At 71.7% G+C, this 18,315-nt stretch carries 17 protein-coding genes and 2 pseudogenes; 11 read left to right on the top strand and 8 right to left on the bottom strand.

Annotated features, from left to right (window positions below):
* Positions 1-25: 25 nt before the first annotated feature.
* The 6 genes from ACFZDC_RS07555 to ACFZDC_RS07530 all read left to right on the top strand — a co-directional run bounded on the left by ACFZDC_RS07555 (position 26) and on the right by ACFZDC_RS07530 (position 6,034).
* Positions 26-1,057 (top strand): phytanoyl-CoA dioxygenase family protein, encoded by a 1,032-nt coding sequence (locus ACFZDC_RS07555; protein WP_391321134.1) that lies wholly within the window; start codon positions 26-28, stop codon positions 1,055-1,057.
* A complete protein-coding gene (locus ACFZDC_RS07550) occupies positions 1,054-2,367 on the top strand; it encodes a DUF6271 family protein (protein ID WP_391321132.1) in 1,314 nt (437 codons plus the stop codon). The genes ACFZDC_RS07555 and ACFZDC_RS07550 overlap by 4 nt, the downstream gene beginning before the upstream one ends.
* Positions 2,364-3,566, top strand: a complete 1,203-nt coding sequence (locus tag ACFZDC_RS07545) for a type III PLP-dependent enzyme (RefSeq protein WP_391321130.1) — start codon at positions 2,364-2,366, stop codon at positions 3,564-3,566. Before ACFZDC_RS07550 ends, ACFZDC_RS07545 begins: the two co-directional genes overlap by 4 nt.
* On the top strand, positions 3,563-4,072 hold the full coding sequence (locus tag ACFZDC_RS07540; RefSeq protein ID WP_391321128.1) for a GNAT family N-acetyltransferase: 510 nt from the start codon (positions 3,563-3,565) through the stop codon (positions 4,070-4,072). Before ACFZDC_RS07545 ends, ACFZDC_RS07540 begins: the two co-directional genes overlap by 4 nt.
* A complete protein-coding gene (locus ACFZDC_RS07535; protein WP_391321126.1) occupies positions 4,072-5,253 on the top strand; it encodes an MFS transporter in 1,182 nt (393 codons plus the stop codon). The genes ACFZDC_RS07540 and ACFZDC_RS07535 overlap by 1 nt, the downstream gene beginning before the upstream one ends.
* 211 nt (positions 5,254-5,464) lie before the next feature.
* Positions 5,465-6,034 carry a TSUP family transporter gene (locus tag ACFZDC_RS07530; RefSeq protein WP_391321124.1) on the top strand — a complete coding sequence of 190 codons (570 nt, stop codon included), beginning with the start codon at positions 5,465-5,467 and terminating at the stop codon, positions 6,032-6,034.
* Between the two features lie 31 nt (positions 6,035-6,065).
* Here ACFZDC_RS07530 and ACFZDC_RS07525 read toward each other — a convergent pair whose 3' ends face one another.
* Positions 6,066-6,353, bottom strand: a complete 288-nt coding sequence (locus ACFZDC_RS07525) for a metal-sensing transcriptional repressor (RefSeq protein ID WP_391321122.1) — start codon at positions 6,351-6,353, stop codon at positions 6,066-6,068.
* Positions 6,354-6,433: 80 nt separating this feature from the next.
* On the opposite strand from ACFZDC_RS07525, the pseudogene ACFZDC_RS07520 reads away from it, so the two are divergent.
* Positions 6,434-6,859 (top strand): annotated as a pseudogene (locus tag ACFZDC_RS07520) (rhodanese-like domain-containing protein); the annotation flags it as partial.
* A 476-nt stretch (positions 6,860-7,335) separates the two neighbouring features.
* On the opposite strand, the pseudogene ACFZDC_RS07515 reads toward ACFZDC_RS07520, so the two are convergent.
* Both ACFZDC_RS07515 and ACFZDC_RS07510 read right to left on the bottom strand, forming a co-directional pair.
* A pseudogene (locus ACFZDC_RS07515) lies at positions 7,336-8,460 on the bottom strand (aminotransferase class V-fold PLP-dependent enzyme); the annotation flags it as partial.
* Between the two features lie 832 nt (positions 8,461-9,292).
* Positions 9,293-9,514 carry a hypothetical protein gene (locus ACFZDC_RS07510; protein ID WP_391321120.1) on the bottom strand — a complete coding sequence of 74 codons (222 nt, stop codon included), beginning with the start codon at positions 9,512-9,514 and terminating at the stop codon, positions 9,293-9,295.
* Positions 9,515-9,855: 341 nt separating this feature from the next.
* Here ACFZDC_RS07510 and ACFZDC_RS07505 point away from each other — a divergent pair, with 341 nt between their 5' ends.
* The 3 genes from ACFZDC_RS07505 to ACFZDC_RS07495 all read left to right on the top strand — a co-directional run bounded on the left by ACFZDC_RS07505 (position 9,856) and on the right by ACFZDC_RS07495 (position 11,841).
* Complete coding sequence (locus tag ACFZDC_RS07505) at positions 9,856-10,167, top strand: hypothetical protein (RefSeq protein ID WP_391321118.1); 312 nt, start codon at positions 9,856-9,858, stop codon at positions 10,165-10,167.
* Between the two features lie 129 nt (positions 10,168-10,296).
* Complete coding sequence (locus ACFZDC_RS07500) at positions 10,297-10,611, top strand: DUF2795 domain-containing protein (protein WP_391321117.1); 315 nt, start codon at positions 10,297-10,299, stop codon at positions 10,609-10,611.
* 333 nt (positions 10,612-10,944) lie between these two features.
* Positions 10,945-11,841, top strand: a complete 897-nt coding sequence (locus ACFZDC_RS07495) for a glycosyltransferase (protein WP_391321115.1) — start codon at positions 10,945-10,947, stop codon at positions 11,839-11,841.
* A 244-nt stretch (positions 11,842-12,085) separates the two neighbouring features.
* On the opposite strand, the gene ACFZDC_RS07490 is transcribed toward ACFZDC_RS07495, so the two are convergent.
* Together ACFZDC_RS07490 and ACFZDC_RS07485 are read right to left on the bottom strand one after the other, a co-directional pair.
* On the bottom strand, positions 12,086-12,262 hold the full coding sequence (locus ACFZDC_RS07490; RefSeq protein ID WP_391321113.1) for a hypothetical protein: 177 nt from the start codon (positions 12,260-12,262) through the stop codon (positions 12,086-12,088).
* A gap of 143 nt (positions 12,263-12,405) precedes the next feature.
* Positions 12,406-13,362: a polysaccharide pyruvyl transferase family protein gene (locus tag ACFZDC_RS07485; protein ID WP_391321111.1), complete on the bottom strand. Its 957-nt coding sequence runs from the start codon at positions 13,360-13,362 to the stop codon at positions 12,406-12,408.
* A gap of 461 nt (positions 13,363-13,823) precedes the next feature.
* Between ACFZDC_RS07485 and ACFZDC_RS07480 the strand changes: the two genes are divergently transcribed.
* Entirely contained in the window at positions 13,824-14,888 is a 1,065-nt protein-coding gene (locus ACFZDC_RS07480) for a DNA topoisomerase IB (RefSeq protein ID WP_391321109.1), read from the top strand.
* A gap of 386 nt (positions 14,889-15,274) precedes the next feature.
* Here the strand turns inward: ACFZDC_RS07480 and ACFZDC_RS07475 are convergent, their stop codons facing one another.
* The 3 genes from ACFZDC_RS07475 to ACFZDC_RS07465 all read right to left on the bottom strand — a co-directional run bounded on the left by ACFZDC_RS07475 (position 15,275) and on the right by ACFZDC_RS07465 (position 18,255).
* On the bottom strand, positions 15,275-15,943 hold the full coding sequence (locus ACFZDC_RS07475) for a nucleotidyl transferase AbiEii/AbiGii toxin family protein (RefSeq protein WP_391321566.1): 669 nt from the start codon (positions 15,941-15,943) through the stop codon (positions 15,275-15,277).
* Between the two features lie 5 nt (positions 15,944-15,948).
* Positions 15,949-16,341, bottom strand: a complete 393-nt coding sequence (locus ACFZDC_RS07470) for a hypothetical protein (protein ID WP_358641571.1) — start codon at positions 16,339-16,341, stop codon at positions 15,949-15,951.
* A gap of 384 nt (positions 16,342-16,725) precedes the next feature.
* A complete protein-coding gene (locus ACFZDC_RS07465; RefSeq protein WP_391321106.1) occupies positions 16,726-18,255 on the bottom strand; it encodes a UDP-N-acetylglucosamine 1-carboxyvinyltransferase in 1,530 nt (509 codons plus the stop codon).
* Positions 18,256-18,315 lie beyond the last annotated feature (60 nt).

Genomic DNA, 18,315 nt, shown 5'->3' with positions numbered 1-18,315 from the left:
TGTTCGATCACCACGGAGTGACGGCATGCACCAGCCCTCCCCTTACCTCCACCGGGCGGCGTCCGACCGCCCCTACTTCAGCGCGGACGGCGAGACCTACCTCGCCCCGACACCGCTGCGCCACCTCGAGAAGTCCCGGCCCCTGCGGGTGCTGTCCGAGGAGGACTTCGCCTTCTGGCAGACGTACGGCTATGTCGTCGTCCGGGAGGCCATCACCCCCGGCGAGGCCAAGAGCCTGCTCGAATTCGCCTGGGACTTCCAGGGACTCGACCCCGACCGCCCCGAAACCTGGTACGAGCAACCGGAGTTCCGCTCCGAACTCGACCAGCACCTGTTCATCTACGGCTTCGTGGAGGCGTACCACCACCAGCTCATCTGGGACAGCCGCCAGAACCAGCGGGTGTACGACGCCTTCGTGGACGTGTGGGACTGCGAGGAGCTGTGGGTCACCCTCGACCGGCTGAACCTCAACCCGCCCAACGTCCGCACCCGTTCGCGCTCCCTGATCGATCCCACCGACGAGGGCTTCGACATCGAGTTGCACTGGGACGTCGACACCACCCTCGCCGTGCTGCCGCAGCGGGTCCAGGGCATCATCGCCCTCAACGACACCGGGCCCGAGCTCGGCGGCTTCCAGTGCGCCCCGCAACTGTTCCGCCGCTTCGAGGAGTGGCGCATCGCCCAGCCGGCCGGCCGCGACCCGATCCGGCCCGCGATCGACCGCGCCGATCTCCCCGTGGTCCGGCCCGACCTCCAGGCCGGTGACCTGCTGATCTTCAACGGGCTGCTGGCGCACGGCGTGGCACCGAACCACTCCGACAACGCTGTCAGGGCCGTCCAGTACCTGTCGATGATGCCCGCCCTGGAGGAGCACACGGAGCTGCGGACGTCGCGCGTCGAGTCCTGGCGCACCCTCGGCACGCCCGACTGGAACGCCACCCTGCTCGGTGACGCGCGCCGGCCGGAGGCCCTCCGGTACGGTCCCGCGGAGCTGACCGGCCTCGGCCGGAAGCTGCTGGGCCTCGACTCATGGGCCGCCGCGGAAGGGGCACAGTGAACCGGATCTGCCTGTCCCTGCCCACGAACCGGGCCTGCCCGGCCACCATCACCGCAATCCACCGGGAAGCCGTCCACGCCGCCACCCACCTCGGCGCCGACGTCCAGCTCCTGATCCTCGACTCCTGCGAGGACCGCACCCGCGCCGAGCACGCCCGCGTCGCGGCCGCGCTGCCCCGCGCGGCCAACGTCACCGTGCACCACCTCGGCGAACAGCCGCAGCGCGCCTTCCTGCGCCACGTGATCCGGCGGGCCGGCCCGCCCGACCCGGACCGGCTGCTCGGTCTCCTGCTCCCGTCCGGCGTCTCCTACGGCTCCTGCACCGACCGCGCCTTCCTGCTGGCCGCCGCGCTCGGCTGCCACTCGGTGCACCGCAGGGACTCCGACAGCACCTACCAACTCCTCGGCTCCGAGCCGGTCTTCCCGGTCCACCACGAACTGCCGTGGCTGGGCAGACCCGCCGCCGAGGCGTCGGCCGCGGTCACCCGCACGGACCTCGACCCGGCTCACGCCCACCGCCCGGTGTCGATGGCCGGCGCCTCCTTCATCGGCGAACTCTCCGTCGACATAGGGGAGATACGGCGTCTGGACGAGGATCTCTACCACGAGGTCGTCGGCCTGTGGGCGCCCGCCGACCGGCCGGCGCGGGCCAAGCGGCAGCTGGTCGAGGAGTCCTTCACCGGAGCGGGGACGGAGCCCTTCACCGGCGACCGCTCCACGCTGACCCTGGTGGACCCGATGCGGGTCGACATGTGCAACATCGCCTTCCACCACGACGTCTACGATCGCGTCCCGCTGCCCCCGGCCACCGACACCATCGGCAGCGACTACTTCCTCATCCACCTCGTCCACGACGCCACACTCCCCGGCATCCTGCACAACCGGCACATCGAGAACTTCTACACCCCCGAACGCCGCACCGACGCGGGCTTCCTGGCCTATCAGACCCGCTTCGTGAAGTTCCTGCTCTCGATGCTCTACTTCCACCACGTCTACGACCGGATGGCCACCGAGGGCGCCCGGCTCCTGGACGACCGGCAGCACGTACGGGCCGACAGGATCGTGGAGTTCCTGCGCGAGAGCACCGGCCTGGACCATGCCGAGAACGTGTGGCGCCTGGACCGTCTCGACACCGCCTACCGCAAACTGGGCGGCCGGTACGAGGAGTTCGCCGAGCGGCTGACCGCGCGCCGGACACGGTTGCTGGCCGAGGCCCGACGCGACATCGAGGACTTCGCCCTGCTGACCGAGGCCTGGCCCGCGCTGGTCGACGCGGCCCGGTACACCGTACCCGGGCACGAGGACCGGTGACCGTGGAGATCGGCGCGCGGCTGGCCGCCGCGCTGGCCGCCGCCCCGGCGGACCGCATCGTCTACGACCTCGACGGCATCGCGGCCCAGTACGACCGTCTGGCGGCCGAGCTGCCCGGCGTCCAGGTCCGCTTCGCCCTGAAGGCCTGCCCGGTGGACGAGGTGCTCACCTGCCTCGCGGACCGGGGCGCCGGCTTCGACGCGGCGAGTCCCGCCGAGATCGTCCAGGCCCTGCGCACCGGCGTGCCCGCGAGCCGGATCCACTACGGCAACACCGTCAAATCCGACGCGGACATCGCCGAGGCCCACCGGCTCGGCGTCCGCACCTTCGCCACCGACAGCGTGCAGGACGTGACGGCCATCGCCGGACACGCCCCCGGCGCCCGGGTGTTCTGCCGCCTCGCCACCAGCGGGGACGGCGCCCTGTGGGGCCTGAACCGCAAGTTCGGCTGCTCGGGCGAGGACGCCGTCCGGGTGCTGACCACGGCCGCCGCGTCCGGACTCGTCCCGGCGGGCCTGTCCGTGCACGTCGGCTCCCAGCAGATGACCGGCGAGGCCTGGCAACAGGCCCTCGACTCCCTCGCCGGGGTGCTCGGGACGCTGAACGGGCTGGGGATCGTACCGGACCACGTCAACCTCGGCGGCGGCCTGCCCGCGCTGGGCTGCCTCGACCGGTACGGCAACCCCCTGGAGCCGCCCCTGGACAAGATCTTCACCGTGATCCGCGAGGGCATGGAACGCCTGAGCGGCCTCACGGCGGCCCCGCTCGGCTTCGTCGTGGAACCGGGCCGGCACCTGGTCGCCGACCACGGCGCCGTCCGCGCCCATGTGTACCGGCTCACCGAGCGGACGCAGCCGGACGGAACGCACGCCCGCTGGCTGTACCTGAGCGTGGGCAGGTTCAACGGCCTGTACGAGATGGACCAGTTGAGCTACCGGCTGATCTTCCCCGCCCAGGCGGACCAGGGCGACGCGGCGTACGTCTGCGCCGTCGTCGCGGGCCCGACCTGCGACAGCGACGACGCCTACGGCGGCGGCCGGCACCCGGTACGCGTCCCCGGGGCCGTCGCCTCCGGCGACCCGGTCTGGATCCTGTCCGCCGGCGCCTACGCCACCAGCTACACGACACAGGGCTTCAACGGCATCAGCCCACTGCCGTGCGTGTGCGCACGCGGCTCGGAAGGACCAATGCCGACATGAGAAGAGACGTCATACGGGGCCTCACCGAGGCCGACTGGCCCCAGGTCGCGGCCCTGGAGGCCGGGGCGTACGCGGACACCCCGCTGACGGAGGGCGAGGCCGCGCTGCGGTCCCGGGCCGCGGCGGGCACCTGCTTCGTCCTGGACCTCGACGGCCGGATCGCGGGCTACGTACTGGCCCTGCCCTACCCGATGTTCCGCTACCCCGACCTGGCCCGCCCGGAACGGGTGGTCCACCACTCGCCCAACCTCCACCTGCACGACCTGGTCGTCAGCGCGCCGCTGCGGCGCAGGGGCCTGGGCAGCGCACTGGTGCGCCATCTGACGGACGCGGCCGGGGCGCGCGGCTTCCGGACCCTCTCGCTGATCGCCGTCGGCGGCAAGGAGCCCTTCTGGCGGGCCAACGGCTACCGGGCCCACCGCGAGGCCCGGCTGCCCGCGGGGTACGGCAGCGACGCGGTGTACATGTCGGCCCAGGTCACCGCCGGCCACCGGGAGGCGAGCTGATGGCCGCGACGCCGGACCACACGGGTTTCCGCCGCGCCAAGTGGGCGATCGCGGCCCTGTTCTGCTTCCTGGGCTTCCAGTACGCCACCTGGGCCGTCCGGCTGCCCGCGCTGAAGACCAGGCTGGATCTGGGCGCCGGCGAACTGGGGCTGTTGCTGATGGCCTGCGGCGCGGGCGCGGCGGCCTCCTTCCCGCTCGTCGCCCACCTGATGCGCAGGCTCGGCTCCCGGCGCCTGTCCCTCGCCTCCGCCCTGTGCCTCGCGGCGCTGCTGGCGGCCCTCTCGGTGGTGCCGAACTACCCGCTCGCCCTGCTGGTCATCTGCGGTGACGGAGTCGCCGTCGGTTGCCTGAACGTCGCCATGAACGCCCAGGGCGCCGCCCTGGAGGCGGCGTACGGCCGCACCGCCATGTCCCAGCTGCACGCGATGTTCAGCGCGGGTCTGCTGGCCGCCGCCCTCCTGGCCTCCGGCCTCACCACGCTCACCCCGTCCGTTTCGGCCCACTTCGCGGTGGCCGCCGCGCTGTCGCTGCTGCTCCTCGCCCACGCCCGCCCGGGCCTGCTGACCGACGAAACCCCCCGGGCGGCGGACCCGGGCACACCGAGGAAGCGGGCCCGCCCGGCGCTGCCCTCCGGGAAGACGCTGCTGATGGGCTGTGCCATGGCGTTCGGCACCATCACCGAGGGCGCCATGAACGACTGGTCGACGCTCTACATGAAGGACGTCGTCAAGGCCTCCTCGGCGGTGGCGCCGATGGGCATCGCGGTCGTCTCGGTCATGATGCTGCTGGCCCGCGTCCGCGCGGACCGCTGGCGCAGCCGCTGGGGCGACGGACGCGTCGTGCGCACCGGCAGCGCCGTGGCCGGCCTCGGCCTGGCCCTCGCCCTGCCGGCCGGCGGGGTCGTGCCCACCCTGCTCGGCTTCGCCTGCGTCGGGCTGGGCGCGGCCGCCGTGACCCCCTGCGTGTACGTCGCCGCCGCCGAACGCGGCCCCGACGGGCTGGCCCTGGTCGCCGCGATGGGGACGACGGGACTGCTGGCCGGCCCCGCCCTCATCGGCTTCGTCGCGGGCGCCGGCGGCCTCACCCTCGGCATGGCCACGGTCGCGGCCTCGGCCCTGATCGTCACCCTGGCCGCCACCCGCATCCCGTGGCGGGACGCCGTCCCGGCCCCGGCCGGGTGAGGCGGCGGCCCCCTGGACGGCGTGCCGGAACCAGCTCCGGAACTCCCTGGGTGTCGTGTCGAGCCCGCGCCGGACCGCCCAAGCACTTGTCCCGCTCGCCGTGCCGCTCCCCAGGCCGCCTTCGTGCCCGCCGACCGGGGACCCTTGGACATACCCCCGTCCCCGACGGCCAGGTGGGGGTGCACCTGCGCGGGCGGGATGCGCGCCGCCGTTGCCGCTTCCCTGCTGGACGCGGCCGGCCGCCCCCGCGATGCTGGGCGGCGCGCTCGCCGGGCGGCTGCCCGCGGCCGCCCTGACGGCCGCCTTCGCCGTGGTGGCGGGGGTGGCCGCGGTGCGCATGCCGTGGCCCCGTCCCGCGTCCGACACGCGCGGTGCGCATGCCGTGGCCCCGTCCCGCGTCCGACACGGTCGTGCCGGTGCGACCGGGCAGGGCGGCGGCCGCGGGAGCGGGCTCGGCGCGGTCACCGGTGTCCTCGGCGCCGGCGGCGGCTTCCTCGCCGTGCCCGCGCCGGCGAGCGTGCTCGGCCTGCGGATGCGGGACGCCGTGGGCACCAGCCTGCCGGCCACCACCGTCGACTCGCCGGCCGCGCCGGCGATGCGGGCCGGTACGGCCGACGGGCTGGACCGGGCCGTCATCGCGCCCTTCGCCGGGGCGGCGATCCTCGGCGCGTGGGACGGCAGACGCCTGGCCTCCAAGAGGTCCGGGAGCGCGCTTCAGCGCATCTGCGCCCTCGTGCTCCTGGCCGTGACCGCGTTCATGATGATCGACGCGTTGGTCTGATGCGCGGGCGCCCGCCGCCCCGCGCGAGCCCTCACGCCAGTGACAGGAAGAGCCTCTCCAGACGCGCCCGCATCTGCTCGGGATCCTCGCCGTTCCTGCGGCCGGACTCCACGTCGGTGAGGCACTGCTGCAGTCCCGTCGCGATGAGCGCGAAACCGGCGCGGTCGAGCGCCCGTGACGCGGCGGCCAGCTGCGTGATCACGTCCTCGCAGTCGCGGCCCTCCTCGATCATCCGGATCACGCCGGAAATCTGGCCCTGCGCGCGGCGCAGACGGTTCAGGACGGACTTCAGCTCCGCACCCGCGAGTTCCAGTTCCACTATCGCTCCTCGACCCATACCCCTAGGGGTACTGTACGTCCCGGTTCGGGGCGGCGTCGACCATGGAGGATCACACTGCCATGACCGGCCCCCTCGCCCCCGTCACCCTGCGTACCGACCTGGTCGGCGGCCGGCTGCCCGGGCTGACCGTCATCGACGTGCGCACCCCCGGTGAGTACGCCTCCGGCCGTCCGCCCGGCGCCCTCAACGTCCCCCTGGACCGGATCCGGCACGCCCTGCCCGAGATCCGGCACGCCGCCGAGCGCGGCGACGTCCTGCTCGTGCGCGCCTCAGGAGCCCGCTCCGGGAACGCCGGCAAGCGGCCGGCCGAGCAGGGCGTCCGCACCACCACCCTGGCCGGCGGCACCGGCGCCTGGGCCGCCGCGGGCCACGACCTGGAGCGGTCGGCGCCCTGCTCCACCCGGGCCGCGTGGAGCATGGAGCGGCAGGTCCGTCCCACCGCGGGGGTGCTGGTCCTCGCCGGGATCGTCCCCGGGCTGCTCGTGGTGCGCTCCAGGCAGACCGGCGGCAGCGGGAACCAGCGCATGCGCTCGAAGTCGGCGGGCAGCCCGGTGGGGCCCGCGTCCAGCCGGCCCGGACGGGAGCGCAGCAGCTCGCGCGCCTGCTCCAGCTGACCGGCCAGCGCCTCCTCACCGAGCCGGCGACGGTGGGAGGCCGGGCCGGTGATCCGTCCGTCGGCGGTGAAGCCCACCTCGGTCAGCCGCAGCAGGTGATCCTCGGTGACGGCGTGGTGGTGCCACTGGCCCGTGCGCGGGTCGAAGCGGTAGTCGGGCAGGAGCCGGTGGCCGTGCGTGGCGATCAGGTCGACGGCGTCGACGAGGTAGTCGCGGACGGTGTCGCTGATGAAGTAGTTGAAGTTGAGCCGGATCCAGCCGAGTTTGATGCCGTCGCAGCCGCGGGCGACCTCGTCGAGCAGGGCGTGCGAGGTGGCGGAGTCGATCGCCAGCAGACGGTGGCCGTACGGTCCCGCGCAGGAGCAGCCGCCACGGGCCTGAATGCCGAACAGGTCGTTGAGCAAGGCGACGACGTAGTTGTGGTGCAGATGGGTGCCGTCGTCGTGGCGGATGCGGAAGGAGACGATGGACAGCCGGCGGGCGTATCGGTTGCCGAGGATCTCCAGCCGGGGATGGGCGTCCCAGCGGGCCAGCGCATGGCGCCAGTGGTGTTCCTCGGCGGCCTGGATGGTGTCGGTGCCGACCGCCTGCTTGAGCGTGAAGACCAGCCCGGCGCGGACGGATTCGACGATCGCCGGGGTGCCGCCCTCCTCGCGGGCCACCGGGTCGTCGAGGTAGCGATGGACGAGGGGGTCGACGAAGGTGACCGTGCCGCCGCCGGGCGCCGTGGGCACACGGTTGCGGATCAGGTCCCGGCGTACGACGAGTACACCCGGAGTCTGCGGGCCGCCGACGAACTTGTGCGGGGACAGGAAGACGGCGTCCTTCCGGTCACCCGCGCCCGGCCCGCTCGCCGCGACCCGCATCGGAACGTAGGGGGCGGCGGCCGCGTAGTCCCAGAAGGACAGGGCACCGTACGCGTGCAGCAGACGGGCCACGCGGTCGGTGTCGGTCAGGATGCCGGTGACGTTCGAGGCGGCCGAGAAGCTGCCGATACGCAGCGGGCGGCCGGCGTACCGGCGCAGCCCCGCCTGCAGCGCACCGAGGTCGATGTGGCCGTCGGGATCCTCGCCGATCACCACGACGTCGGCGACGGACTCGCGCCAGGGCAGTTCGTTGGAGTGGTGCTCGTACGGGCCCACGAACACCACGGGCCGTTCGGCCGGGGGCGGCGGGTCGGGGCGGCGCAGTTCCAGGATGCCGACCAGTTTGTTGACCGCGGCGGTGGCCCCCGAGCCACAGAAGATCACCAGGTCGTCCTCGGTGCCGCCGACCGCGTCCCGTACGATCCGGCGGGCGTCCTCGCGCAGCCGGGTCGTCTGCAGTCCGGTGCGGGAGCTCTCGGTGTGCGTGTTGCCGTAGGCGGGCAGCACCCGCTCACGGACGAAGTCCTCGACGAAGTCGAGCGAGCGGCCGGAGGCGGTGTAGTCGGCGTAGACGATCCGCTTCGGGCCGTACGGGCCGTCCAGCACCTCGTCGTCGCCGATGAGCCCGCGCCGTATGCGCTCCAGCAGCGGCGACGCGGTCGGTAACGGCAAGGCGCTCACGACTGCGGCCCGAGGGCGCGCGCGGGCGGTTGCCGGCGTGGGTCCACTCTGCGGGGCTGCGCTGCGGTGCCGGTCATGGCCGGGCCCTTTCGCGTCGGCGCCGACCGCTGCCGACGTCCAGTCGACCGCGGAGAGCGCGGCGGATCGAGAGGTCGACGGGGAGCGACGAGGACCGAGACGCCCTCGCGCGGGCCGCCGCGCCACATACCCTACTGGGTATTTTTCCAGGGGTGCCCGTGGCGAGGCCTTGGCCCACGAAATGACCGAGAGCAGACGCGTGCTTTCTCGCCCACGCCCGTTGGTGCAGCCGGAAGTCCGGAAAGGCCCCAGGGGGCTCCCAGCGGCGGTGGCAACCCTTTCGAACAGTGCGGCCCGAGGGGGGTAATGCCGGGCCCCGGGGCGGGGAGCCTGCCCTGGGGCCTGTCCGAACGGCTGTGAACCTCACCGAAGCGGACGGAAACCGAGACGGCCCGTGACCGGCTGCCGAAGCCACTGTCACGGGTCGGAGCTAGCTTGCCCTGTGGTGAGCCGTCCCCATGTCCGAGACGGATGCGCCCGCATCCTCGAACAGGAAAGTCTCGTTCTCCCCGAAGTCCGGGGCCTGGAAGGGGTTCGTCGCCGGAGGCGGCGATGCCGCGGTGGCGTAGCGGGACTTCTCCTCCGGAGCGGAGAACAGCGAGGTCAGGTCGATGAGAGGTCTTCCATTCGTAATCGGGCCATGAGCGGAGCCGGCGTGCCGCGACCGGGCACAACAGTCCTACAGCTTGCTCATCTTGGTGTACGGACTCAAGATCCGCTGGCGCACCGAGCCGAAATCGACGAGTACCGCGATTCCGTCCTCGATGCCGATCACGCGGCCGAGGCCGTACATGTCGTGTGTGACCTGGTCGCCCACGGCGAACTGCTTGGGGGGCGGCGCCACCGGGGCCTTGAAGGGGCTGGTGGGCAAGTGTCGCTTCGGTGCAGATGGCTTTGTCATTGTGACCAGTATGCGCCTACGCGCCTGCCTTCGCGCCGGCCGTCCGCCTGCCGGTGTTCGGCACGGGCCCCGACAGCGATCACCGCTTTGGGGACGAAGTGGGGCCGACACGGCTCTGACCTGCGGAATCTCCGTGTGGGGACCGGGGCCGGCCACCCGACGGCCCTTGCCGTTCCCCGCGGCTCCCGCATCAAACAGGGACGTCCCAGCAGAGTCCAGGGACACCGCCGGACCCGGAAGCGCGCTCCTGTGACTGATGACGCCCATGTTCCATGGGGCCTGCTGTGTGTCCGGCGTAGCCCTTCGGGCACTCGGCCTCGGGGACCAGTGGAGGAGGAAGCGTGCAGCTGTCATTCCTGGAACCGGTCTCCGACCGCGCCGGCCCGTGGGCCACCGTCCATTTCGGTCCCGCTCAGAACGACGAGTCGGTGGCCAAGCGGCCCGACCAGGTGGCGGTGCGCCGAAGCGACGTACGGATCCTGGGCGAGACGGATCCGGTCCCGGTACGTGCCGACGCACTGCTCCGGGCGGCAGCCGTCACCGCCGCCGACGTACTGATCGTTCCTCCTGCCGACGGGGACGACGCGGAGGACGTTCCGGCAGGTGGTCTGGGCGCACTGCTGCGCTGGACGTACGAGCCGACTGCCGTCTGACGGCGGAGTACGGAAAGAAAGAGGAAGGTGTCGGACGTGGAGCGAGGCAGCAATCCCGTCAGTCCCCGTAAGGACGACGAGCTGAAGCACGAAATGGAAGGTCATCTGCGGTCCGGCCGGCCCACTCACGTGGAGGAGGCGTACCAGCCCGAGCCGCCGGCGGACGACGACGTCCGTGTGGACCCGGGCGGACCGGTGCCGCCGCCCGGTGAGGAACGTGAGCAGACTCAGGCGGATGCCGAAGCGGAATTCTTGCGTAGCGAACTGGCCCGCCACCTCGAACGAGCCGCTTTCCCGGCCGACCGGCAGACAGTGCTGGACGTCCTGGAAGCGCACCACGCGCCGGACGCGGCGTTGGATGCCGTGCGACGGCTGCCGGACGGCGGCGAGTACCACAACGTGACGGAGATCGTCCGCGCGATCGATCGCAGGCACAAGGGATGAGTCTTCCGGAAGACCGGCCGGGATCCCGTCGGCCACCGGAGTCAAGCGTCGGACCGGCGTGAGGTCGCTGCCACGCGCGTGGCAGGTATCCGTGCCCCGTGGCGCGCCGGAGCGTTGGACGCAGCCGGTCGGCCTCTGGCCTCGGAACGACAATGAGTGGAGAACCCGCGACCTGACCGCCGAGGGGCCGCCACGGTCCCGACGCCCGCCGCGCCCTGCGCGAGGCCCGCGCGTGTCTGCCCGCCGCACTGCGGGTGCGCAGGCCGCTGCCCCCGTAGGTCGAGCGGGCCGCTCGCACCCTGACACCGCAGCCGCAGCCATGGGAGCAACGGTATGACCGACCCCCGCACGACCGTCGTCGTCATCACCCACAACCGACGCCCCGAACTGCTGCGCACCCTCAACCACCTGGCCGAACTGCCGGAACGCCCCGGCGTGATCGTCACCGACAACGGCTCCACCGACGGCACCGCCGCCGCCGTCGCCCGCCACCATCCCGAGGTACAGCTGCTGCTCCCCGGCCGCAACCTCGGCGCCATCGGCCGCAACCTTGCCATGCGCCACGTGCACACGCCGTACGTGGCCTTCTGCGACGACGACTCCTGGTGGGCGCCGGGTGCCCTCTCCGGGGCCGCCGACCTGCTCGACCGGCACGCCACAGTCGGCGCGGTCACGGCACGCATCGTCGTCGAACCGGACGGCACGGAAGATCCGATCGTCACCGAACTGCGCAACTCGCCCATCACGGGGCCGAGTTGGCTGCCAGGGCCGGCTCTCGGCTCCTTCCTGGCCGCGGCGACTGTGCTGCGCGCCGACGCCTTCCGGGCCGCAGGCGGCTTCCATCCCCGGCTGTGGCTCGGCGGCGAGGAGGAGCTGCTCGCCGCGGACCTCGCCGCCGACGGCTGGTGGCTGACGTACGCCGACCACCTGACGGCTCATCACCAACCGTCGGTCGTCAGAGACCCCACACTGCGCCGGGCCCACGGCATCCGCAACACGCTGTGGTTCACCTGGCTGCGCCGCCCGGCCGGGCCCGCGCTGCGCCGTACCGTGCAGCTGGCCCGCACGGTCCCGCGCGACACCGTGTCCCTGCGGGCCTTCGCCGAGGCCGCGGCCGCGCTGCCGTGGGTGCTGCGAGAACGGCGGGTGCTGCCGATGGAGGTCGAGTCCCGGCTACGGCTCCTGGAGGACCCCCAACGTCAGTCGACCGCTCGCCGGTACACGGGCTGAGCGGGGCCGCGTCCCGGGCGGTCCCGCTCATGGGGGTGCGACCGGTGGCTTCAGCCGACTCCGCTCCTACGGATACCGTTGCGGAAAGTCCCTGGCGGCGTCGTTGGCGTCAGGGACTCCCGACGGTTCCGCCTCCTTGCGCAGCCTGGCCCACTTGGTGTCGTACTTCCTGCTTTCGGGCCGGGGCACCACGAGCACCTCCTGCCGCCGGCTGTCGCGCGCCTGGCGGGCCCGTCGGGCACGCTCACGGTTCCGTCCACCGGCACAGCAGCCGGAACACCGAGTAAAGGGTCACGGGCCAGGTGGCGGCGAAGGCCCAGATCACCGTCGGCTCCGAGGTGATGCCGGCTGCCATGAGGGCGACGGACACCACCAGCAGCACCGCGACGGCCCATGGGCGGGGCCGGTAATAGCGCGCCACGACGCCAGCACGGGCCGACGGCGCCGGCCCAGCGTGCGCAGCTGCCGGTCGAGGCGGCGGTCGCGGCGCAGGGCGCGTTCGATCTCGGAGAGTATGTGCTGCTCGTCATCGCGGAGCGGGCCGGTCGTCACTGTCTCTCCTCGTCAAGCGCCGCCGGGGATGAGACGCGGGTGCCCCGTCACCCCTCGATAACCGCCGCCGCCCTGCCCCAGCGCCCGGAGAAGCTCATCGGCGCGGTCCGCCACCGCCCTCTGGCGGAATCCGGCGCCGATCTCGCGGGCGAGCCCGCGGCCGGTGGTCGCACACCATTCCCACCACTGATCCAGCACGGATTCGTCGAGGCGCTCGACGGGCACCAGCGCGGGCCAGCCGCAGGCGCGCGCCTGCGCTGTCACCTTCGCGCCGCCCTCGACCGGGTCGACGGCCACCGCCGGAACTCCCGCCCGCAGGGCGAGCACCATCCCGTGCAGCCGATCGGTGACGACCAAGTCGAGGCGGGAGAGCACCGACTCCAACTGGGCGGCTGTCGCACTCAGCCGCCAGTCGCGCACGTCGAGCCGGGTCTCTATCTCCAGGCGCGCGCAGTCCAGGCCGGACAGCCAGCGTGTCACCTCTTCGGCGACCCGCGCATGCCGCCGACGTGCTCCGTACTCCTGCTGGCCATGGGTGAGGATGACCCCGGCCACGGGGCACGCGGGGAGGGCGGGCGCGCCGGCCGCCAGGTCCGGCGTCGGCTCCGTGTCGGGAGCGTCCCGCGCCAGCACACGGTGGAAGCCGGCGACGGCCGGGCTCCCGGCGTCGATGACGGAGGTTCCCACGGCGATCCGCACGCAGTGCGCGAACCGCCGGTGCAACTCCTCGATCTGCGGACCGTGCAGGGGACCGCAGACGAACACCAGGTGGGAGTAGTCCCCGGGACGAACCTGCGCCAAGGACGGTCCTTCGGGGCGGAAGCCGGGGCTCCAGGCGACATCGTGGTCCAGCCCCGCCCGCCGGAGCGCCTCCTGCACTCGGTTCAGCGCCAGCACGTCCCCGGCGGTCACCTCCCCGTCCAGAAAGCCGAACCACCCCGTCAACAGGATCCGCGGTCGCTTCGCCACAGCGACCGGGTGCCCCTGCCGTCGTACAGGCAATCACCGTGACCGCACCGGCAGCGGTGGCTGTCGCCCTGGACTGGCTTCGGCGCCTCCGTCCGGCTGCTCCAACACAGCTCACCGGAATCCAAGGAACTGGACAAGGCCGGCACCGATTCGGGGACGAGGACCAGATGGTGGGCAGGCACGCGGACGCCTGGAGCATGCGCACGGTTGCCGCACAGCCCTTCGGGTAAGTGCGGGAACAGGGGCGGGGAACGCTGGTGAACGTCTCCTCGGTCGTCGAGGTGGTGAGTCACCCGTTACACCCACGCCTACGGCATGTCGCAGTACGCCGTCCGCGCGCTGAGCGCGAGCCCGGGCCGGGAGCTGTGGCTGGAGGACACGTCGACGTGTGCACGGTGCTGCCGCGCACCATCAGTGCACGGGACGGCCGGCACTGCAACGGAGTCCGTTCAGGAGGTTGGATGCGTCTTTACCACTGCCGTCCTACCGACCCCGGGTTCCGCCGCCTGCGCCATGGACGCGGCTTTCGTTACCTCGACACCCGAGGGGAGCCGCTGCGCGATCCGGCCGAGCTGGCTCGGATCCGGGAACTGGTCATACCGCCGGCCTGGCGGGACGTGTGGATCTGCACCAGGGCCAATGGGCATCTGCAGGCCGTCGGTACTGATGCCGCCGGCCGCCGCCAGTACCTGTACCACCCGCAATTCCGCGCGGAGCAGGAGCAGGCCAAGCACGAGCATGTTCTCGAGGTCGCCGATGCTTTGCCCGCGGTACGCGAGGCTGTCGAGGGGCATCTGCATGACCGCGGACTGACCCGGCACCGGGTCCTGGCCACGGCGGTACGTCTGCTCGACCTGGGTTTCTTCCGCATCGGCAGCGACCGCTACACGGAACTGAACAACAGTTACGGCCTCACCACGCTGCTCCGCGAACACTCCCGCTGCCACGCGGGTGCGGTCCTGTTCACCTACACCGGCAAGCACGGCAAGGAGCTCGTCCAGACCATCGCGGACCCCGCCGCCTGCCGCTGCCTTATCGCGCTGCTGCGGCGCCGAGGCGGCGATGACCGGCTCCTGGCCTACTGGCAGCAGCGCTCCTGGCATGCCGTGACCGGCGAGGACGTCAATGCGTATCTCAAGGAACTGGCCGGCCTCGAGATCACCGCCAAGGACTTCCGCACCTGGCACGCCACCGTCATGGCCGCCGTGGCACTGGCCGTCTCCCACCCCGTCGCCCGTAGCGAGAGCGCCCGGCGCCGGGCCACCGCCCGGGCGGTGCGCGAGGTGGCCGGGTATCTCGGCAACACGCCCGCGGTCTGCCGTGCCTCCTACATCAACCCACGGGTGATCGAGTTGTACGAGGAGGGCGTCACGGTCGCCGCCGCGCTGCCCCGCCTCGGCGCCGAGGGCGCGTACGGCGTCCCCGCCACCCACGGGCCCGTCGAGAGGGCGGTGCTGCGCATGCTGCGCAACCTGTCCGAGGGGAGTGAGAGGCATTCCGGCCTCGGCGTCGACGCCGAGGGGTAGCCGGCTCGTTCACGCGCTACGCACTGGGCAAGTGGTTTCTTCAGATACGTCGGCCTGCACCCCTGTCGCTGATGAGCCGGACGGTGACGACATGCACACCCGCGACCGTCGCCGGCCATCCATCGCAGCCACCGCCGCCGCAGCGCAGCCACGCGAACGTGTGGCGTCACATCCGGATGCTCGGGGCGGATCAGAGCAGCGCCGAGAACTAACGGGCCGTACGCCGCCAGAGCGCCTGGCTGGGCGGCGGCCTCCGGCAGATGCACACCGAGGGCCTGCCCGGCGGGCTTGTCGTCGGACAAGCCCGCGACCGACTGCTTTCCCGCGTACTCATCCTTTGCGCTCTCGCTCTGACCGCTGGTAGATGGGGTCTGGTCCGGAGGTGATCAGTCGATGTCCGGATCATCGGCCTCTTCGAGGAGACGGGCCGCCAGGTCGTCGGCCCACTCCACGGCCCAAGAGCGGAGAGCGGTGATGGTGGCGTCATCGAGCCCATAGGCGGCGAAGGCTTCATCGTCGGTCCACTCGGCGCCTGTGAGGTTCGCTTGCAGGTCCTCGCGCTCGAAGCGGCCGCGGGCGTGGCGGCGGCCGAACTCCTCGAGCTCGGTATTGGTCCAGCGGTGGGAGGCTGCGAACACGTCGATCAGGTCGCGGGGCGCTCCGCGGTCGGCGAGGGCGCGGACCTTGGTCCCGATCACGTCCTCCTCCGCGAGGACGGGCCCGTACGGGCTCTGGGCGACCGGCCGCCAGAAGATCTCCTTGAGGATGTCGACTTCGCATTCCTGCCCGGTGGCCGGGTCGGACACGGTGAAGCGGGCGGACAGCGGAGCGGTCTCCAGCGCGTGCACCTTCCAGCCGCGGGCTTCCAAGCCGGCGCGGAGCGTGGCGGCGATGTCGGCCATGGGCGCCGGGTTCTCGGTGGCGACGTCGAGGTCCTGGCTGGGGCGGTCCACGAGGCGGTGTGCCCGCACGGCGTATCCACCGGTGAGAACCAGTGGATACGGGGAACCGAGCGCGATCACATCCGCCAGGAGCCGCGTGTGCAGCTCCGGCATGTCCGTCACGCAGCCGCCCGGGTGCGGGAGGCGAGCTGGGGGAAGGCGTCTTCCCACACGGTCCGCACGGTACGACCGACGAGGGTGCGCAGCACCGGCCACAGGTCGAGGAGTAGATCCCGGTTGAGGTAGCGGGGCAGATCGTCGTGCAGGCCCTCGTGCAGAACGGTGCGGTACAGGCCCATACGCTGGCGCGGCTTGTCCAAGTCGTATGAGGTCATCCCGGACCAGGCCATGTGCAGCGGAAGTTCCACGACACCGTTGGCCGGCCCGTGCAGCTCGTCCAGCGACTCCGGTAGACGGCGGCGGAACTTCTCCCGGTACCGCGCGAGGTCCTCGGCGTCCGCGCCCGAGACGTTCCTCGGGGCGGGTGCGGGGTGCTGTGGGCTGGAGGGCATGACTCCATTATGGCGGCCGGAGACGTTGCGAGGGTCATGATCCGCGAGCTGGCGTCCGGAGCGGATGGGGGCGGATCCCCGGGCGAGCTGGTCGCCGCAATCTGCTCAGCCCTGAGCAGGACGGACTCTCGGCCTTGACGCTCGTTGGACGCTCTGCGCGTCTGCACGAGGGACGATAAGCCGAGAAACCGAGTCTGACCAGGGATTTTCTGGGACCCGTTCAGGTCGACATCCTTCCGATGACGGATCACGTGACGTGCATGTCACTCAAAGACTCCGCGCCCGGCCAGAAGTCCAGACAAGTCCCAGAGGCACCTACGAGTTCCCTCTTCCCCGCATTTGCGCAGGTCAGGAGGGTTTTCACGCTGCTTTTTCCCAGAGCCGTCAGATGTCCCGGAAGATCTCGATCTGTGCCCCGATCGAGTTCAGGCGCTCGGCGAGGTCCTCGTAACCCCGGTTGATGACGTACACGTTGCGCAGGACCGAGGTGCCCTCGGCGGCCATCATCGCCAGCAGGACGACCACGGCGGGGCGCAGGGCCGGCGGGCACATCATCTCGGCGGCGCGCCAGCGGGTCGGGCCCTCGACCAGGACGCGGTGGGGGTCCAGCAACTGCAGGCGGCCGCCCAGGCGGTTGAGGTCCGTCAGGTAGATCGCGCGGTTGTCGTACACCCAGTCGTGGATCAGCGTCTGGCCCTGCGCGACCGCCGCGATGGCCGCGAAGAAGGGGACGTTGTCGATGTTCAGGCCCGGGAAGGGCATGGGGTGGATCTTGTCGATCGGCGCCTCCAGCTTGGAGGGCCGGACCGTCAGGTCCACCAGGCGCGTACGGCCGTTGTCCGCGAAGTACTCGGGGCTGCGGTCGTGGTCGAGGCCCATCTCCTCAAGGACGGCCAGCTCGATCTCCAGGAACTCGATCGGCACCCGGCGCACCGTCAGCTCCGACTCGGTCACCACGGCGGCGGCCAGCAGGCTCATCGCCTCGACCGGGTCCTCGGAGGGGGAGTAGTCGACGTCGACGTCGATGTTCGGCACGCCGTGCACGGTCAGCGTGGTGGTGCCGATGCCCTCGACCTTGACGCCGAGCGCCTCCAGGAAGAAACACAGGTCCTGGACCATGTAGTTGGAGGAGGCGTTGCGGATGACCGTCACGCCGTCGTGGCGGGCCGCCGCGAGCAGCGCGTTCTCGGTCACCGTGTCGCCGCGCTCGGTCAGGACGATCGGGCGGTCGGGGCGGACCGTGCGGTCCACCCGCGCGTGGTACTGGCCCTCGGTGGCCGCGATGTCCAGACCGAACCGGCGCAGCGCGATCATGTGCGGTTCGATGGTCCGGGTGCCGAGGTCGCAGCCGCCGGCGTAGGGCAGCTTGAAGTGCTCCATGCGGTGCAGCAGTGGACCGAGGAACATGATGATCGAGCGGGTGCGGACGGCCGCCTCCGCGTCGATGGCCGCCATCTCCAGCTCGGCGGGCGGGACCAGCTCCAGGTCCACCCCGTCGTTGATCCAGCGGGTGCGCACGCCGATGGAGTTGAGCACCTCCAGCAGGCGGTACACCTCCTCGATCCGGGCCACCCGGCGCAGCACCGTGCGGCCCTTGTTCAGCAGCGAGGCGCACAGCAGGGCGACGCAGGCGTTCTTGCTGGTCTTCACATCGATGGCGCCGGACAGTCGACGGCCGCCGACCACGCGCAGATGCATCGGGCCCGCGTAGCCCAGCGACACGATCTCGCTGTCCAGGGCTTCACCGATTCGGGCGATCATCTCAAGGCTGATGTTCTGGTTGCCGCGCTCGATGCGATTGACGGCGCTCTGGCTGGTTCCGAGCGCCTCCGCGAGCTGCGTCTGTGTCCAGCCACGGTGTTGCCGGGCATCACGGATGAGCTTGCCGATGCGTACGAGGTAGTCGTCTGCCATGGGGTTGAGGTTATCTCAGATATGAGATGGCGCCCGTTGGGGGGTCCGTTCGGGTGATGC

Origin of the sequence: Streptomyces sp. NPDC007905, assembly GCF_042959345.1 — a bacterium.
GTDB lineage: Bacteria > Actinomycetota > Actinomycetes > Streptomycetales > Streptomycetaceae > Streptomyces.
Note: the sequence above shows the minus strand (reverse complement) of the source record. Positions and strands in the feature narration are given on the sequence as shown.

Coding starts and splice junctions, on each gene's coding strand:
- ACFZDC_RS07465 (WP_391321106.1), bottom strand. CDS start 18,255: ATGGCAGACGACTACCTCGTACGCATCGGCAAGCTCATCCGTGATGCC.
- ACFZDC_RS07555 (WP_391321134.1), top strand. CDS start 26: ATGCACCAGCCCTCCCCTTACCTCCACCGGGCGGCGTCCGACCGCCCC.
- ACFZDC_RS07535 (WP_391321126.1), top strand. CDS start 4,072: ATGGCCGCGACGCCGGACCACACGGGTTTCCGCCGCGCCAAGTGGGCG.
- ACFZDC_RS07495 (WP_391321115.1), top strand. CDS start 10,945: ATGACCGACCCCCGCACGACCGTCGTCGTCATCACCCACAACCGACGC.
- ACFZDC_RS07480 (WP_391321109.1), top strand. CDS start 13,824: ATGCGTCTTTACCACTGCCGTCCTACCGACCCCGGGTTCCGCCGCCTG.
- ACFZDC_RS07475 (WP_391321566.1), bottom strand. CDS start 15,943: ATGCCGGAGCTGCACACGCGGCTCCTGGCGGATGTGATCGCGCTCGGT.
- ACFZDC_RS07510 (WP_391321120.1), bottom strand. CDS start 9,514: ATGACAAAGCCATCTGCACCGAAGCGACACTTGCCCACCAGCCCCTTC.
- ACFZDC_RS07540 (WP_391321128.1), top strand. CDS start 3,563: ATGAGAAGAGACGTCATACGGGGCCTCACCGAGGCCGACTGGCCCCAG.
- ACFZDC_RS07470 (WP_358641571.1), bottom strand. CDS start 16,341: ATGCCCTCCAGCCCACAGCACCCCGCACCCGCCCCGAGGAACGTCTCG.